We start from the raw sequence: 16984 nt of genomic DNA on the forward strand, positions 1-16984 counted from the left end.
CAGGCTATTCGACCTTGATGCCGCGCATCGTGATCACGCCCCCCATCAAGCTCGTGTCCGCCTTGATGCGGTTGGCCAGCCCTTCGGGTGACGAGCCTACTGTCTGCCAGCCCTGTTGAAACAGCTTGGTGCGTACATCCTCGCTGCGGGCAATCGCGCTGATGAGTGCGGCAAGCTTGGCCTGAACAGGCTTGGGCATGGTGGATGGCGCCGCAAAAGCGTTCCAGATCTCCAGGTTGAAGCCCTGGATGCCCACTTCCGCCAGGCTGGGCACGTCTGGCGCCAGCGGGCTGCGGCCAGCCGACGTGACCCCTATCGCGCGCAGCTTGCCCGCACGCACCTGCGCTTGGGCCAGCGCGGGCGGCAACAGCGCCATCTGGAGCTGTCCGCCCAGCATGGCGTTTGCCACCTGGGGGTAGCCGGGGTAGGGCACATGCACCGGGTTGATGTTGCTGCGTGCCTTGAGCAACTCGGTGCCAATGTGGCCCACCGTGCCCACACCTGGCGTGCCGTAGCTCCATTTGTCGCCGCTGCTGCGCGCCGCCGCAAAAAACTCACGAGCGCTGGCGGTGGCCGGCACCCCCGGCTGACTGACAGGCGCCGTCAAAATGAGGGGCGACGTGCCGATCAGGCTAAGGGGTGCCAAATCCTTGAGTGGGTCATAAGGCACCGCAGGATTGAGCAGCTTGGCAATGGTCATGTTGCCATTAATCATCAGACCGATGGTGTGGTCATCACGCGCCTTCGCAACGGCGTCGGCGCCGATATTGCCACCCGCGCCGACCTTGTTTTCCACGATCACGGGCTGGCCCAGCGCTTTCGCCAAAGGCTCTGAAAACGTGCGCGCCGTGAGGTCAGGGGACGAGCCCGCGGGAAACCCGACGATGATCTTGAGCGGCTTGGTGGGCCATGCTGTTGGTGTGCTGGCAGCCATGGCCACCGGCTGTTGGGCGAACACCGAAGGGGCAGCGAAGGGGCTCGCGGCGGTGGCCGCCAGAGCGATCAGCAGCGAGGCGCGGCGGGAAACGGGGCGGCGTGACATGAGAACACAATCTCCTTGAGAAATGCGGGGGCCAAAACGACGCGGGGCCCAGAACTGGGGCCCCGCGAGGCTACTTCTGCAAGAACGTGATGTTACCGCCGCTCGATACCCACGCTCACGCGTACTCGGCCAACGCCTTCTTCATCTTCTTCATTGCCGCCACTTCAATCTGGCGAATGCGCTCGGCGCTGACGCCATACACCGCCGCCAGATCGTGCAGCGTCATGCCGCCGCTGCCGTCGTCGTTCACCTTGAGCCAGCGCTCTTCAACGATGCGGCGGCTGCGATCATCCAGACTGGCCAGCGCCGTTGCAATGCCATCGGTGGCGAGGGCGTCACGCTGGCGGGATTCGATCATCGCCGTGGGTTCGTGGGAGGCATCGGCCAGATAGGCAATGGGGCCAAACGCCTGTTCACCATCGTCAGACGGAGCTGGGTCAAGCAGCACGTCGCCGCCCGACATGCGGGTTTCCATCTCGATGACTTCTTCCCGCTTGACGTTCAGCTGCCGGGCCACCGCATCGATCTCGTGGTCAGACAGGGTGTCGCGGTGCGTGGCTGCATCGGCCGCTGCGGCGTCCGCCTTGAAACTCTGCTTCATCGACCGCAGGTTAAAGAACAGCTTGCGCTGCGCCTTGGTGGTGGCCACCTTCACCATGCGCCAGTTCTTGAGGATGTATTCGTGGATCTCGGCCTTGATCCAGTGCATGGCGTAGCTGACCAGCCGCACGCCCTGGTCGGGATCGAAACGTTTGACGGCCTTCATCAGGCCCACATTGCCTTCCTGGATCAGGTCGCCATGGGGCAGGCCATAGCCTTGGTATTGGCGGGCAATGGATACGACCAAGCGCAGGTGCGACATCACCAGCCGACCAGCGGCGCCCAGGTCGTTGTTTTCTTTAAGCTGGCGTGCATAGGTCTGCTCTTCGTCGTGGGTGAGCAGCGGCAGGCGGTTGACGGCCGAAATGTAGGCGTCCAGATTGCCCAGCGGGGGCACAAGCCCCCAGGGGCTGGTGGGAGCCAAAGTCATCGTCGCGGTTCCAGATTGAGTGGTCATTCCGGGAATCCTTTCCTCTAAGCCAAGATATTAGCACTCTCTGTGATTGAGTGCTAAGCCCTGAAGTTCCCGTGGAATTGCCCTATGTCACCTTCGAATGGATTTGAAAAAAATGAGGTTGCTGCGCTTATCAGGCATGGCTAAGTAGCTATCATTTTTGATGAATATTCCTTGCCCCCAGCCATCCGCAGCTCAGTGTGGCTGGCTGTGAGGGGCGAGATGGGCCTCGATAGCACCCCGGCGCGCCCGGTTTTCGAATTCCTCCAGCGCCAGCGGGCGGCCAAACAGGTAGCCCTGAAACGCCTTGCAGCCATGCGCCAGCAAAAACGCATGGTGCTCTGTGGTTTCCACCCCTTCGGCAATCACTCCCAGGCCCAGGCTTGCGGCCAACGCAATGATCGTGCGTGCGATGGCTGCGTCGCTGGGGTGTTGCAGCACGCCGCGCACAAACCCCTGGTCGATCTTGATCTGATCGAGTGGCAGGCGCTTGAGGTAGCTGAGGCTGGAATAGCCCGTGCCAAAGTCGTCGAGCGAGAAGCCCAGCCCATGCGCACGCAAGGCGTGCATGGTGGCGATCACGTTGTCCACATTGGCCAGCAGCAGGCTTTCGGTCAGCTCCAGCTTGATGCGGGTGGGGTTGGCGCCGGTGCGCTGCAGCAGCGTGAGCACGCGCTCCACAAAGTTGTCTTGCAGAAACTGGCGTGCGCTCACGTTGATGGCAAGGCACAGGGATTCCAGGGCCGGGTCGGTGCGCCACTGCGCCTGTTGGCGCATGGCGGTCTCCATGACCCAATCGCCCAGGGGCAGGATCAGCCCACATTCTTCGGCCAGGGGGATGAATTCGGACGGCGGGACCATGCCCTGAACCGGGTGCTGCCAGCGCACCAGCGCCTCGGCCCCTGTGATGCGCGCCTGGTCGTCCACCTGCGGCTGGTACAGCAGCAAGAACTGCGACTGGCGCAGGCCGTTGTGCAGCGCGGCCTCCATCAGCGCACGGCGGTTGACCGCCTGCTGCATGTCCGGGTCAAAAAAACGCAAGGTGTTGCGGCCGGCATCCTTGGCCCGGTACATCGCCATGTCGGCCTGCTTGAGCACCTCGTCCACAGAGTCGCGATAGTGGCTGAGCAGCGTGACCCCCACGCTGGCCGAAGAGTGGTGTTCGTGCCCTGCCAGTTCATAAGGCTGGCGCAGCCGGGTGAGGATCAGCTCACCGAGGGTGCGCACCTGCGCGGCGGCTTCGCTTGCGTCGCTGCTCAGGTTTTGCAGCACCACCACAAATTCATCACCGCCCAGGCGTGCCACCGTGTCTTGCTCGCGCACGCAGTCGCGCAGGCGCCGCGCCACCTCGCGAAGCAGCAAATCACCCACCTCGTGGCCGCGTGTGTCGTTGAGCGTCTTGAAATTGTCGAGGTCCACAAACAACACCGCGGTGTTAGCCCCAGAGCGCGCACCGTGGATAAGCACCTGCTGCAACCGATCCACCAGCAGGCGCCGGTTGGGCAACTGCGTGAGCGCGTCGTAAAACGCCAGGTAGCGGGCTTCCTCTTCGGCGGCCTTGCGGTCGGAGATATCGATGTCGATGCAGAACATCTCGGGGGGCTGACCGGGCACCTGGATGTAGGCGTGGCTCGAGAACACATCGACCACCGAACCGTCCTTGCGCCGCATTTGCAACTCACCGGCGGGGATGACCTCGCCAGTGGCGAACATGTGCTGCACATCGGTGCGCACGGCCTCGCGCAGGGGATGCGGAATGATGAGGTCGAGCAAGTTGCTGCCCAAGGCTTCGTCGGCCGTGTAGCCGTACAGGCGTTCAGACGCCTTGTTCCAGTAAGTGGTGGTGCCGTCCTGCAGATAGCCTTGTACCGAGATGGACGGGATGTTGAGCAGCAGCGATCGAAAACGCAGCTCTGATTCGCGCAGCGCGCTTTCAGTGTGTTTGCGCTCGGTGATGTCCCGGGCGAGGAACACCACCGCCGCCTGGCCCCGCACCTGCACCCCCAGGGGCTGGGTGCGCCCCTCAAAAAGGCGCAGCCCCGAAAGGGTGAGCATCTCGTACTCAAGGGTATGGGTGGCGCCCGACCGCAAGGTTTCCTGTATCAGCGCCATAAAACGACGGGCCTGTTCGGGTGGCAACATCTCATCCATCCGTTTTCCGAGAAGCTGTGGTGCGCTGGCGGCCAGCGCTGCGTCGTTTGACGACAACACCTCTACATAGCGCCCCTGGGCGTCCAGCACCAGCAGCACATCGGGTATGGCCAGGGCAATCGCATGCAGCCGGGCGGCGCTTTCCTTGAGGGAAAGTTCGGTGCGCATGCGGTCTTCCACGTCGCGTAGCAGCAGGCCCAGAACCACCGTGGCGGGCGTAAAGGTCAGCAGATAGGGCAGCGTCAATGTCTGGTTGATGCGCTGCGAAATATCTGCAGGGAGCAGCTGAAACAGCGCAATCACGGCGGTGTGCAGCAGCAGGCCGAACAGCGCCAGCGCCACGGGCTCCACACCCACCCGGCCCAGGGCGCGCCCGTGGCGGTACACCAGCCCGAGCGCGGTGCACAGCACAATCACCAGCAGGCCCACCTCCATCCCCGTGCCGCCAAGCCAGAGGCGGCCTGTGATGGCCATCGCCGCCGCAATGCACGCCACCCACGGCCCGCCGAACAACCCCGCCATGCTCAGGACCACCGAGCGCGCATCAAAAATGACGCCGGGGACGATCGTGACCGGCGCGAACATGCCGACCAGGCAAATGCTGCCGAAGATCACCCCCGACAGCACCTGCCCCACGCCGGGGTGCTGGCGCCACACCCGGATGTTGATCCCGTGCAGGAAACACAGGGCCAAAAGCAGGGCTACGCCTTTGAGTAGCTCAATAAACATGGGCCTCCTGGCTATTGCAGTGGAGACCCATCATGGGGGAATTGTTGCGATTCGTAAATGCGAAGATGGCCCCGGTGGGGCCATCGTGGGACGGTTGGCGGGTGGGTGGCCGGCCGGGCCCGGCAATTTTTCGCGCTATCGGGGGTTGTTGAGTTCATCCAGCCCCCAATCCGATAGTTCTCAAGTTCTCAAGTCAGCAGGGCCTGGGCAAACTCGCGGGCATTGAAGGTTTCGAGGTCTTCGAGCTTTTCGCCGACGCCGATGAAATAGACGGGAATCGGGCGCTCCTGCGCAATGGCCGCCAGCACGCCGCCCTTGGCCGTGCCGTCGAGTTTGGTAACGATCAGGCCGGTGAGCTGCAAGGCGTCGTCAAAAGAACGCACCTGGGCCAGCGCGTTCTGGCCGGTGTTGCCATCGATCACCAGCAGCACCTCATGCGGGGCCGTGGCATCGGCCTTGGTCACCACACGGCGGATCTTTTTCAACTCTTCCATCAGATGCAGCTGCGTGGGCAGGCGGCCGGCGGTGTCCACCAGCACCACGTCCTTGCCACGGGCCTTGCCCGCTGTGACGGCATCAAAGCTCACGGCGGCGGGGTCGCCGCCTTCCTGGCTCACGATCTCGACGGTGTTGCGGTCGGCCCATACGCCCAATTGCTCGCGGGCAGCGGCGCGGAAGGTGTCGGCCGCCGCCAGCAGCACGGCGGCGCCTTCGTCGGCGAGGTGTTTGGTGAGCTTGCCAATGGAGGTGGTCTTGCCCGCGCCATTGACGCCCGCGACCATGATCACCGTGGGCGTGTATTTGCCAATGACCAGGGCCTTTTCCAGCGGGCGCAACAGGTCGGCCAGCGCATCGGCCAGCAGGCCCTTCACTGCGGCGGGGTCGGTGGTCTTGTTTTCCTTCACGCGGCGCTTGAGGTCCGTCAGCAGGTGGGTGGTGGCCTTCACGCCGGTGTCGGCCATCAGCAGCGCTTCTTCCAGCTCTTCGTACAGCGCATCGTTGATTTGGGTGCCGGTGAACACCGTGGTGATGCTGCTGCCGGTTTTGCGCAGGCCGGTCTTGAGGCGGTCCAGCCAGCCTTTGCGCTCGGCGGCAACCACGGGTGGCACAGCGGCAACGGGCGCAGGCGGGGGCACCACGGCGGGGGCGGGCATCGGCTGCGCAGCCCTGACGGGCGCGGGCCCCTGTACCGTGGTGGTGGGCGTGGCAAATGGCGCCGCAGCAGGCGCTGCAGCGGGCGCTATCGGCCGGGGGGGCTCCTCAACAGGCGTTGCGACTGGTGTTGCAACGGGCGGCGCCACCACTTCGGGGGCTTTGGCCGCAAAGGGGTTGCGCAGCCATCCAAATCCCCCCGGGGCCGGAGGGGGCGCTGGCGTGGGGGCAGGGGGCGCCGCAGGGCCTGGGGGCGGTGCGGCTACCGCAGCGCTGGGGTCCGTGGTGGCAACCGCTGGCGTGGGCGCCAGGGATGGTGGGGCGGCAATAGGCGCAGCCACAGGGGCCGGCGCGGCGGGTGCAGAGGCGCCTGGCGGCTGGGCCGTTGCGGGCGCATCGTTGGGTGCGGGGTTGGGTTTCTTCTTGAAAAAACTGAACATTGGCGGGTTCTTAGAATCACTCCATTCTATGAAACGCGCTTTCACCCTTCTGGGCCTTGTGGCCTGCCTCTCGTCCGGGGCTGCTTTTGCGGCATCACCACCGGTGTCTCAACCTTCTGCCGCGACATCTGCCACCGCTTCAGGCGCGCAACAGTTCACGCTGAAAAATGGCATGCAGCTGATCGTGCAGCCCGACCACCGGGCGCCGACTGCCGTGCACATGGTGTGGGTGCGCGTGGGTTCCATGGACGAGGTGGACGGCACCTCGGGGGTGGCCCATGCGCTCGAACACATGATGTTCAAGGGCTCCAAAACCGTCCCGCCGGGCGAGTTCTCTCGGCGGGTGGCCGCCCTGGGGGGGCGTGAAAACGCCTTTACCAGCCGCGACTACACCGGTTATTACCAGCAGATTCCGGCCAACCGCCTCGAAGACGTGATGCGGCTCGAATCCGACCGTTTTGCCCATAACCAGTGGCCGGACGAAGAGTTCAAGAAAGAGATCGAGGTGGTCAAGGAAGAGCGCCGCTTGCGCACCGAAGACCAGCCCCGCGCCATGCTGGCCGAGCAGCTTTTTGCGGCCACCTTCAATGCGTCGCCTTACCGCCGCCCCATCGTCGGCTGGATGAGCGATCTCGATGCGATGACGCCCGATGACGTGCGCAACTTCCACCACCAGTGGTACACGCCGACCAATGCGGTGGTGGTGGTGGCGGGCGATGTGGATGTGGCCAAGGTCCGTGAACAGGCCGAGAAATACTACGGCAGCCTGCCGGTGCACGCCATTCCCGTGCGCAAGCCGCGCACCGAGCCCGTGCAGCAGGGGCTGCGGCGCATTGCGGTCAAGGCGCCTGCCGAGCAGGCGTATGTGGCCCTGGCGTTTCGCACGCCCAGCCTGGAGCGCGTGGACAACCTGACCGACACCGACCGCGATGCGCTCGCACTCATGGTGTTGTCCGCCGTGCTCAACGGCTACGACGGCGCGCGGCTGGACCGGGCGTTGACCCAGGGCGACAACCGCGTGGCCGACAGCGCCAGCAGCTCGGCCATGGTCACGGGGCGCGGGCCCAGCCTGTTCATGCTCAGCGGCGTGCCCACAGCCGGCAAGACGGCCGCCCAGGTGGAAGCTGCCCTGCGTGCCGAAGTGGCCCGTGTGGCCAGCGAAGGCGTGAGCGAGGCCGAGCTGGCGCGCGTGAAGACACAGTGGATCGCCTCGACCGTGTACGAACGCGATTCGGTGATGAGCCAGGCCCAGGAGCTGGGCGGCAACTGGGTGCAGGGCTTTCCGCTGGACGCCAACGAGCGCCTGCTGGCGCTGCTGCGCACTGTGACCCCCGCGCAGGTGCAGGCCGTGGCGGGCCGGTATTTTGGCGATGACCAGCTCACGGTCGCCACCTTGCTGCCCCAGCCGCTGGATGCGCGCAGCGCCCGCCCTGCGTCGCCCCTGGGCGCTTCCATTCGCTGAACCCGTTCTGGCGCCTCATCACATCATGACTATTAAAACCATAGCTGCTCGCGCTTTATTGGTAAGCGCTACAGCCATTTTTGCTTCAAATTCTGCCTGGGCGCTGCTGCCCATTCAGCACTGGACAGAGGCCAACGGCGCCAAGGTGTACCTGGTCGAAAGCCCGGTGGTCCCGATGGTGGACGTGCAGATCGACTTTGACGCCGGCAGCCGCCGCGACCCGGCGGGGCAGTCGGGCCTGGCCAACGCCGTGGCCGCCATGGCCTCCAAGGGCGTGACTGCGGCGGGCGCCGAGCCCGCGCTGGACGAAAACGCCCTGGGCGAAGCCTGGGCCGACCTGGGTGCCAGCTTTGACGCTGGTGCAGACAACGATGCGCTGCACTACACGCTGCGTTCGCTCACCGATGCGCCGCTGCTCGACCGTGCCGCACGCCTGGCGGCGCGGCAGATCGCCGAGCCCAGCTGGAGCAACGACATCTGGCAGCGCGACCGCGCCCGCTGGGTGGCCAGCATCAAAGAGTCCAACACCCGTCCCGCCACCGTGGCTGGCCACGCCTTCGAGTCCGCCGTGTATGGCAGCCATCCCTATGGCGCACGCACCACCGAAGAAACACTCGCGCGCATCGGCGTGACCGACATGCAGGCGTTTCACCGCCAGAGCATTGCCACCTGCAGGGCCAAGTTCAGCATCGTGGGCGCCGTGACGCGTGCCCAGGCCCAAACGCTGGTGGCCACCCTGCTGTCGCGCCTGCCCGCCACGGCCAACTGCGCACCCTTGCCCGCTGTGGGCGAGGTGGCTGCCTTGACGGCGCCGTCCGAGCAGAACATCCCGTTTGTGTCGGCCCAGGCCCATGTGCTGATCGGGCAGCCCGGTTTTACGCGGCGCGACCCTGACTTTTTGGCGTTGCTGGTGGGCAACCACATTCTGGGCGGCGGCGGGTTCGTTTCGCGGCTGACCAACGAAGTGCGTGAAAAACGGGGCCTCAGCTACAGCGTGTACAGCTACTTTGCGCCCGGCCTGCATGCAGGGGCCTTCACCGTGGGGCTGCAGACGCGCCCCGACCAGGCCGCCCAGGCCGTCGAAGTCTCGCGCGAAGTGGTTGCCCGGTTTGTGGCCGACGGCCCGACCGAGGCCGAGCTGCGTGCCGCCAAGGACAACCTCATCGGCGGTTTTGCGCTGCGCATCGACAGCAACAAGAAGCTGCTGGGCAATGTGGCCAACATCGCCTGGAACGATCTGCCGCTGGACTACCTGGACCATTGGACCGACAGGGTCGAGGCCTTGACCGTGGCCCAGGTGCGCACCGCCATGGCGCGCAAGCTGCAGCCCGAGCGCATGGTGACCGTGGTGGTGGGCGCAAAACCCTGAGAACGTGTTCACGTTCTGAGCGCAACGCTTTGCTGCGTTACCCTCCACGGCAACGTAACCTCTCGATTAGAAAGCCCACCCCATGAGCCGCTCCACCCTGCGCCCTGAATCCTTGCCGGGCGGCCGTCTGGCCCGCGCGGCCCAAGCCGCGCCGCCCGAGGCCCCGGCGGCCAAAGGGGCTAAAGGCGCCAAGGCCGGTGCCAAAAAAGGCGCCGCCACCACCGCCCCTAAGGGCACGGGTGAAATCCGCATCATCGGCGGGCAGTGGAAGCGCACCCGCCTGCCCGTGGCCCAGCGCCCCGGCCTGCGCCCCACCCCCGACCGCGTGCGCGAAACCCTGTTCAACTGGCTGGGCCAGGACCTGACCGGCTGGCGCTGCCTGGATGCCTTTGCCGGCACCGGCGCGCTGGGGCTGGAGGCCGCCTCACGCGGTGCCGCCGCCGTGCAACTGGTCGAAAGCGATGCGGCGTTGGTGGAGCAATTGCACACCCTGCAGCAGCGCCTGAAGGCCACCGCCGTGCGTGTGCAGCGCGGTGATGGCGTTGCGGCCCTGAAGCAGGCGGCGCCCGCCAGTCTGGATCTGGTGCTGCTGGACCCGCCGTTTGACGGCGCGCTCTACGAGCCCGCGCTGCAAGCCGCTGCCCGCGCCGTGGCGCCCGCCGGTTTCATTTATCTCGAAGCCCCTGCCGCCTTTGACGAAGCCCAGCTGGCTCCCTTGGGGTTGGTGCTGTTTCGCCACCTCAAAGCGGGCGCCGTGCACGCGCACCTGCTGCAAATGGCCGCCTGAACCGGGGGCTCTTGGTAGCAGGAAATTTTGAGCCAAATAGGCTTGTAGCGCTTATTCCGTAAGCGCTGGCAGCTATTGTTTTTGAATGGTTCTGCGCAACGGGCCAGAGGCTCTGCAGTTGCCGAAGCGGCGCTGGGTTGCTGGGTTGGGCGGCTGCTGCTGCCGCAAGCCCCTGGGTGCGTGCATGCGTTGGGGGTCTGCTCAACCAGGGGGCCGCCCATGTTGCAGTGCACTGCATAATCCGCCCACGCGGCCCCAAAGACTCTGAGCGAGCTGGGGCCAACGACCATTTCGCCATTGAGGAGACAAACAACCATGGCCCAGAACGTGCTCGCCGTGTACCCCGGAACCTTTGACCCCATCACCCTGGGCCATGAAGACGTGGTGCGCAGGGCCACCCAGTTGTTTGAACGTGTGATCGTGGCCGTGGCGGCGGGTCATCACAAAAAGACCCTGTTCAATCTCGAAGAGCGCATCGAGATGGTGCGCGACGCCGTCAAGATGTACCCGCAGGTGCAGGTCGAAAGTTTCTCGGGCCTGCTGCGCGACTTTGTGGTGTCGCGTGGTGGCAAGGCCATGGTGCGCGGCCTGCGCGCCGTGACCGACTTTGACTACGAGTTCCAGCTGGCCGGCATGAACCGCAGCCTGATGCCGCAGGTCGAGACGGTGTTTCTTACCCCCAGCGACAAATACCAGTTCATCAGCAGCACCTTTGTGCGCGAAATTGCCATGCTGGGTGGCGAGGTGCACAAGTTTGTCTCACCGGCAGTGCAAGAGCGCCTTGCCGTCAAGGTGCGCAGCATGCAATCTGCCGCCTGATGGGGCGTGGGTGAGGCATTGGCGAGGCATTGTTGAGGCGAAGAAACCCCTTCACGCCAGCGCCTGCAACCGCTGGGCCATGTCAGATGCCTCGCTACGCAGCGCCTGCAGCATGGGCGCTACCTCGGGCAGCGGCGCCCGGTACAGCGGCAGCAGCGCGGTGACGCTGAATGGAATCGAAAACGCCAGGCGCCGCACCACCAGCCGGTCGCTGGCCGCCGCCAGCGCCGTCAGCGGGTTGACGATCGCCAGCCCCAGGCCCTGCTGCACCATGGCGCACACGGCTGCCGCGCTGTGGGTCTCCACCCGCAGCGTGCGCGCCACCCCTGCCTGAGCAAAATGGGCGTCGATCAGGCGGCGGTAGGGGTCTTCCGCCGAAAGGCTCACAAAAAACGCGTTGGCAAAATCGCCCAGCTGCAGCACGGGCTGCCAGCTCAGCGGATGGCCTGCAGGCAACACGGCGACTTCGTCGAGCGTGAGCAGCACCTCGGCACGGGTGCCGGGGGGCGCACTGGTTTGTTCGCACAGGCCCAGGTCAAAACGCTGGGCGCTCATCCATTCTTCGAGCAGCGGCGGCTCTTGCGGCGTGACCGACAGGCGCGCCTGTGGGTGGGCCTGCATGAGCCGGGCCGTGGCGCCCGGCAGCAACGCGTGGGCCAGGGCAGGCAGACACAAGACCGACAACTGCACAGGGTCTGACCGCCCCAGCGCCACCGCGCGGTCCACCACGCGTTCAAGCCCTTGCCAGGAGCGCTGCACTTCATCCCACAGCGCCAGTGCCCGTGCATTGGGGCGCAACCGGCCCTGCACGCGTTCAAACAGCGCATAGCCCAGCAGCGATTCGAGCCGCGCCAGCTCGCGGCTCACGGTGGGCTGCGAGCTGTGCAGCAGATCGGCCGCGCCGGTAGCGCTGCCCGCCGTCATCACGGCACGAAACACCTCGATGTGCCGGTGGGTGATGCGGGCGGGCAGGGGGGGGGCGGGGGGCGGGTTCATGCCGTCAAGCATATCCAGATTGAATGCCTGCCACTTGGCAAAGCATTGGACTGAATGCCAAACAGGCAGCATCATTCGCGCCTTGACGTATTCACGCCCGGAGCCATTTCGCATGTCCAACCCTTTTACGCCCGCCCAGCTGTGGTCGCTGGCCGACCAGTTCGGCACCCCTTTGTGGGTGTATGACGCGGCCACCATCCGCCAGCGCATCGCGCAGGTGTCCAATTTCGAGACCATCCGCTTTGCGCAGAAGGCCTGCTCCAACATCCACATCCTCAAACTCATGCGCGAGCAGGGCGTGAAGGTGGACGCCGTCTCGCGCGGCGAGATCCTGCGTGCGCTGGCGGCGGGCTACCAGGCCGGTGGCGAGCCGTCCGAGATCGTCTTCACCGCCGACCTGTTTGACGCCGCCACGCTGGACTGCGTGGTGGAGCATGGCGTGCCCGTCAACGCTGGCTCGATCGACATGCTGCACCAGCTGGGCGCGCGCTCGCCCGGCCATAGCGTCTGGCTGCGCATCAACCCCGGCTTTGGCCATGGCCACAGCAACAAGACCAACACCGGCGGCGAGCACAGCAAGCACGGCATCTGGCACACCGACCTGCCTGCGGCGCTGGCTGCGATCAAGCAGCACGGCCTGAAGCTGGTGGGCCTGCACATGCACATCGGCTCGGGCGTTGATTACAGCCACTTGCAGGAAGTGTGTGGCGCCATGGTCAACCTGGTGCGCATGGCCCATGCGGCGGGGCATGACCTGCACGCCATCTCGGCGGGCGGCGGCTTGTCCATTCCGTACCGCAGTGGCGACCCGGTGGTCGATACGCAGCACTATCACGGCCTGTGGGACGCCGCGCGCCAGCAGGCCGAGGCCATCGTAGGCCACCAACTCGGTCTGGAGATCGAGCCGGGCCGCTACCTGGTGGCCGAATCGGGCGTGCTGCTGGGCCAGGTGCGCGCCACCAAGAACGCGGGCAACAACCACTTCGTGCTGGTTGATACGGGCTTCAATGAACTCATGCGCCCGTCGATGTACGGCAGCTACCACGCCATGAGCGTGCTGCGCCGCGATGGCTCCACGGCGGCAGAGCAGCCCACGGTGGTGGCGGGCCCGCTGTGCGAGTCGGGCGACGTGTTCACGCAGGGTGACGGCGGTGTGGTGCTGCCGCGTGAGCTGCCTGCAGCCCAGGTGGGTGATCTGCTGGTGATTCACGACACCGGGGCTTATGGCGCTTCGATGTCCTCCAACTACAACACGCGTCCCCTGATTGCCGAGGTGCTGGTCGACGGTGGCCAGGCCCGCCTGATCCGCCGCCGCCAGACGGTGGACGAGCTGCTGGCGCTGGAGCAAGGCCTGTAACGCAGTCGCTGCATGCGGGCCAGGTGGGCCATGTGGGCCATGTGGGGCGTGTGTGCTGGCAGCGCAGGTAGGCAGGGGCCTACGGGCATGCGCTGCGATGCCGGACAAGGCATCTCCGGGGCCGGAAATAAAGTGGAAACACCTGACCTTCCAACCCTTTCAAGGAGATCCCCATGCCCATCATTGCCTGGCTGCTCGGCGTACCACTGTCTGTTGTTCTGTTGTTGATGCTGTTCGGAGTGTTTTGAACGCTCCGCTGCCAAAGCCAAGAACCCAAAAGGCCCTTCCGGCGTGCCGGAAGGGCCTTTTACTTGTGTGTCCTGGCTATTTATTGGATGGCCGAGGGCGGACGGCACCGCCCCGCATGCCTGCGTTCAAATCAGTTCGGAGGCCGGCCCGCGACCCATGAGGGTGACGACGGCATCGGCAGGGGTGAGCTGCCCATCGAGCAGCGCCACCACGGCACGGGTGATGGGCATATCCACACCCACCATGTCGGCCCGTTGTGCCACCGTGCGGGCGCTGTAAACGCCTTCTGCCACGTGGCCCAACGATTCCACGGCCTGTTGCAGGCTTTTGCCTTGCGCCAGCAGCATGCCCACGCGCCGGTTGCGCGACAGGTCGCCCGTGGCCGTCAGCACCAGATCACCCAGGCCCGACAGACCCATGAAGGTGTCGGCCCGAGCGCCCAGGGCCACGCCCAGCCGAGTCATCTCGGCCAGGCCCCGCGTGATGAGCGCCGCCCGGGCGTTGAGCCCCAGCGCCAGGCCGTCGCACAGGCCCGTGGCAATGGCCAGCACGTTCTTGACGGCGCCGCCCACCTCGACGCCCACGATGTCTTCATTGGCATACACCCGCACGCTGGGGCTGTGAAATGCGTTGACCAGTGCGTCGCGCACGCTGGCATGCGCGCTGGCCGCCACCAGTGCGGTGGGCTGGCCCAGTGCCACTTCCTGTGCAAAGCTGGGGCCACTGAATGCGCCTGCTATGAGTTCAGGAGCTATCAGCGCTTGTACTTCATGCGCTAGCAGCCCAACAGCCTGTGGCTGGTCGCTCGGCGGGGCCTCAAACCCCTTGCACAGCCACGCGATGGCCGTGGTGTGGCCACGCAGTGCCTGCAGCATGCCGCGCAGCGCCGCCATGGGCGTGGCCACGATGACCAGGTCGGCACCAGGCAACAGCGGTGCAAAGTCGCCATCGGCCACGGTGAGTGAAGAAGGGAAGGGGATGCCGGGCAGATAGCGTGTGTTCTGCCCCTGCCTGCGCATGTCCTGCGCCTGGGCGCCGTCGCGGGCCCACAGGGTCACGGCGTGCCCGGCCGGGTTCTGCGCCGCGCTCATTGCAACGGCAGAACCCCATGCGCCTGCGCCTAGTACTATGATTTTCATAGCTGGTAGCGCTTATATATCAAGCGCTAGAGGCCGAAAAGATAACAAATCTCTACACCGACCCGAAGCGCTCAGAATTACTGCGTGGTGATGGGCGAGGGTTCGCCAGCGGCCTGTGCCTGCTGTTGTTCGTACATGCCCTGGAAGTTGATCTCGGCCAGGTGCACAGGTGGGAACCCGGCGCGGTTGACGATGTCGGCCACGTTGCCACGCAGGTAGGGGTACACGATCTGCGGGCAGGCGATGCCCATGATCGGGCCCATCTGGTCTTGGGGGATGTTGCGGATCTCGAAGATGCCAGCTTGTTTGGCTTCGACCAGGAACACGGTCTTGTCCTTGATCTTGGTCTGCACCGTGGCGGTCACGGACACTTCGTAGATGCCTTCAGCCACGAGGCTCGATTCCACACCCAACTGGATGTCCACGCTGGGCTGCTCTTGTTCGAGCAGGATGCCGGGCGAGTTGGGTTGTTCGAGCGACATGTCCTTGAGGTAGACGCGCTGGATCTGGAACACGGGGTTTTCTTGATCGGCCATGGTGAAGTCTCTGAGCTTTTACAAAATGTCTAGCAAAACAAAACCCGCCGGGGAGCAGCTCCCGCAGCGGGCACATGGGGCTGCATTATGCAGCGCCCAATCAGGGTCAGGCGGCGCCCAGCAGGGGCATGAGCTCGCCGCGGCCATCCAGCGCCACCAGGTCATCGTGCCCGCCCACATGCGTGTCGCCGATGTAGATCTGCGGCACCGTGCGGCGGCCGGTGATCTCCATCATGTGGCTGCGCGCGGCGGGGTCGGTGTCAATGCGGATCTCTTCGATCTGCTCGACCCCTTTGGACTTGAGGAGCTGCTTGGCCCGTGTGCAATAGGGGCAGACGGCAGTGGTGTACATCTTCACGGCTTGCATGGCGGTCCTTTGTTGGGAAGACGGTAAAAAAAAGGCTGTGTGGGGCAGATGGGGCCGGTTCAGGCTTTTTCCACCGGCAGGCTGGCCTCGCGCCAGGCCTTGAGGCCGCCAGCCAGGGACTGGGCGTTGTCATAGCCCAGCTTTTTGGCAATGGCGACGGCGCGGTTGGAGCGGGCGCCACTGGCACAGACCAGCACCACGGGCAGGGCCTTGTTCTTGACCACCGTAGGCAGGCGCTCTTCGAGCTGGCCCAGCGGCACGTTCTTGGCGCCGGTCACGTGGCCTGCGGCAAATTCCTCGGTCTCGCAGACGTCGATGACCACCGCTTTTTCGCGGTTGATGAGCTGCACGGCGCGCGCGGGCGTCAGCGAGCCGCCACTGGCGTTCTTGAGCACCGGCCACAGCAACAGGCTGCCCGAGGCCAGTGCCACGATGAACAGATACCAGTTATCAATAATGAATTTCACGGAGATTCCTTGGGTTGGCGAACAGCGTAATTCTAGAATGCTAGGTTTTAGTCCGTATTTCTTTGACCCGTCTCTCCTGGGGAAACCATGTACAAGCTCGTTTTGATTCGCCACGGCGAATCCACCTGGAACCTTGAAAACCGCTTCACCGGCTGGACCGACGTCGACCTCACCCCCACCGGTGTGTCCCAGGCCATGTCGGCGGGCAAGCTGCTCAAGGCCGAGGGCTATGAGTTTGATCTGGCCTTCACGAGCGTGCTCAAGCGCGCCATCCATACCCTGTGGTACACGCTGGACGAAATGGATAGCACCTGGCTGCCCGTGGTCAAGGACTGGCGCCTGAACGAGCGCCATTACGGCGCCCTGCAGGGCCTGAACAAGGCCGACATGGCCAAGCAGTACGGTGACGAGCAGGTGCTGGTGTGGCGCCGCAGCTATGACACGCCCCCCCCGGCGCTGGAAGCGACAGACCCCCGCAGCGAACGTGGCGACCGCCGCTACGCTGGTGTGACAGCAGAGAGTGTGCCCCTGACCGAATGCCTGAAAGACACCGTAGCCCGCGTGCTGCCGTTCTGGAACGAGGCCATGGCGCCCGCCATCCGTTCCGGCAAGCGGGTGGTGGTGGCCGCCCATGGCAACTCGATCCGCGCGCTGGTGAAGTACCTCGACAATATCTCGGAAACCGATATCGTGGGACTGAACATTCCCAACGGGATTCCACTGGTATACGAACTCGACGCAGACCTCAAACCCCTGCGTCACTACTATCTGGGTGATGCCGAAGCAGCCGCCAAAGCCGCAGCGGCCGTGGCATCGCAGGGCAAGGCGTAAATCACAGGTAAAGAGCGGGGGAAATCCCTGCGAATTG

The 16984-nt window shown here is 65.0% G+C and carries 15 protein-coding genes; 6 read left to right on the top strand and 9 right to left on the bottom strand.

Features of this window, described 5'->3' with window-relative positions; translation table 11 throughout:
* Positions 1-4: 4 nt before the first annotated feature.
* The 4 genes from KI609_RS05170 to ftsY all read right to left on the bottom strand — a co-directional run bounded on the left by KI609_RS05170 (position 5) and on the right by ftsY (position 6568).
* A complete protein-coding gene (locus KI609_RS05170; RefSeq protein WP_226447796.1) occupies positions 5-1042 on the bottom strand; it encodes a Bug family tripartite tricarboxylate transporter substrate binding protein in 1038 nt (345 codons plus the stop codon).
* Positions 1043-1157: 115 nt separating this feature from the next.
* Positions 1158-2099, bottom strand: a complete 942-nt coding sequence (gene rpoH, locus KI609_RS05175; RefSeq protein WP_226447798.1) for an RNA polymerase sigma factor RpoH — start codon at positions 2097-2099, stop codon at positions 1158-1160.
* Positions 2100-2291: 192 nt separating this feature from the next.
* Complete coding sequence (locus KI609_RS05180) at positions 2292-4976, bottom strand: EAL domain-containing protein (RefSeq protein WP_226447800.1); 2685 nt, start codon at positions 4974-4976, stop codon at positions 2292-2294.
* Between the two features lie 188 nt (positions 4977-5164).
* The gene (gene ftsY / locus KI609_RS05185) at positions 5165-6568 is read right to left on the bottom strand and encodes a signal recognition particle-docking protein FtsY (protein WP_226447802.1); all 1404 of its coding nucleotides are present in this window, start codon (positions 6566-6568) and stop codon (positions 5165-5167) included.
* A 28-nt stretch (positions 6569-6596) separates the two neighbouring features.
* Here ftsY and KI609_RS05190 point away from each other — a divergent pair, with 28 nt between their 5' ends.
* From KI609_RS05190 to coaD, 4 genes are all read left to right on the top strand, one after another.
* Positions 6597-8030, top strand: a complete 1434-nt coding sequence (locus KI609_RS05190; protein ID WP_226447804.1) for a M16 family metallopeptidase — start codon at positions 6597-6599, stop codon at positions 8028-8030.
* Positions 8031-8055: 25 nt separating this feature from the next.
* Positions 8056-9399, top strand: a complete 1344-nt coding sequence (locus KI609_RS05195; protein ID WP_226447806.1) for a M16 family metallopeptidase — start codon at positions 8056-8058, stop codon at positions 9397-9399.
* Positions 9400-9481: 82 nt separating this feature from the next.
* Positions 9482-10186 carry a 16S rRNA (guanine(966)-N(2))-methyltransferase RsmD gene (gene rsmD / locus KI609_RS05200; RefSeq protein ID WP_226447808.1) on the top strand — a complete coding sequence of 235 codons (705 nt, stop codon included), beginning with the start codon at positions 9482-9484 and terminating at the stop codon, positions 10184-10186.
* A 315-nt stretch (positions 10187-10501) separates the two neighbouring features.
* The gene (gene coaD / locus KI609_RS05205) at positions 10502-11005 is read left to right on the top strand and encodes a pantetheine-phosphate adenylyltransferase (RefSeq protein ID WP_226447810.1); all 504 of its coding nucleotides are present in this window, start codon (positions 10502-10504) and stop codon (positions 11003-11005) included.
* Positions 11006-11056: 51 nt separating this feature from the next.
* On the opposite strand, the gene KI609_RS05210 is transcribed toward coaD, so the two are convergent.
* On the bottom strand, positions 11057-12001 hold the full coding sequence (locus KI609_RS05210) for a LysR family transcriptional regulator (RefSeq protein WP_226447812.1): 945 nt from the start codon (positions 11999-12001) through the stop codon (positions 11057-11059).
* A 112-nt stretch (positions 12002-12113) separates the two neighbouring features.
* Here KI609_RS05210 and lysA point away from each other — a divergent pair, with 112 nt between their 5' ends.
* On the top strand, positions 12114-13358 hold the full coding sequence (gene lysA, locus KI609_RS05215) for a diaminopimelate decarboxylase (RefSeq protein ID WP_226447814.1): 1245 nt from the start codon (positions 12114-12116) through the stop codon (positions 13356-13358).
* A 374-nt stretch (positions 13359-13732) separates the two neighbouring features.
* Here the strand turns inward: lysA and KI609_RS05220 are convergent, their stop codons facing one another.
* From KI609_RS05220 to KI609_RS05235, 4 genes are all read right to left on the bottom strand, one after another.
* Positions 13733-14746: an NAD(P)H-dependent glycerol-3-phosphate dehydrogenase gene (locus tag KI609_RS05220; protein ID WP_226447816.1), complete on the bottom strand. Its 1014-nt coding sequence runs from the start codon at positions 14744-14746 to the stop codon at positions 13733-13735.
* A 77-nt stretch (positions 14747-14823) separates the two neighbouring features.
* Positions 14824-15282: a protein-export chaperone SecB gene (gene secB, locus KI609_RS05225; RefSeq protein WP_226447818.1), complete on the bottom strand. Its 459-nt coding sequence runs from the start codon at positions 15280-15282 to the stop codon at positions 14824-14826.
* A gap of 106 nt (positions 15283-15388) precedes the next feature.
* Positions 15389-15649, bottom strand: a complete 261-nt coding sequence (gene grxC / locus KI609_RS05230) for a glutaredoxin 3 (RefSeq protein ID WP_226447820.1) — start codon at positions 15647-15649, stop codon at positions 15389-15391.
* 59 nt (positions 15650-15708) lie between these two features.
* Positions 15709-16116, bottom strand: a complete 408-nt coding sequence (locus KI609_RS05235; RefSeq protein WP_226447823.1) for a rhodanese-like domain-containing protein — start codon at positions 16114-16116, stop codon at positions 15709-15711.
* 87 nt (positions 16117-16203) lie between these two features.
* On the opposite strand from KI609_RS05235, the gene gpmA reads away from it, so the two are divergent.
* Positions 16204-16947: a 2,3-diphosphoglycerate-dependent phosphoglycerate mutase gene (gene gpmA, locus KI609_RS05240; RefSeq protein ID WP_226447825.1), complete on the top strand. Its 744-nt coding sequence runs from the start codon at positions 16204-16206 to the stop codon at positions 16945-16947.
* The last annotated feature ends 37 nt before the right edge of the window (positions 16948-16984 follow it).

This window comes from Acidovorax radicis (assembly GCF_020510705.1).
In the GTDB taxonomy this organism is placed as follows: Bacteria; Pseudomonadota; Gammaproteobacteria; order Burkholderiales; family Burkholderiaceae_C; genus Acidovorax; species Acidovorax radicis_A.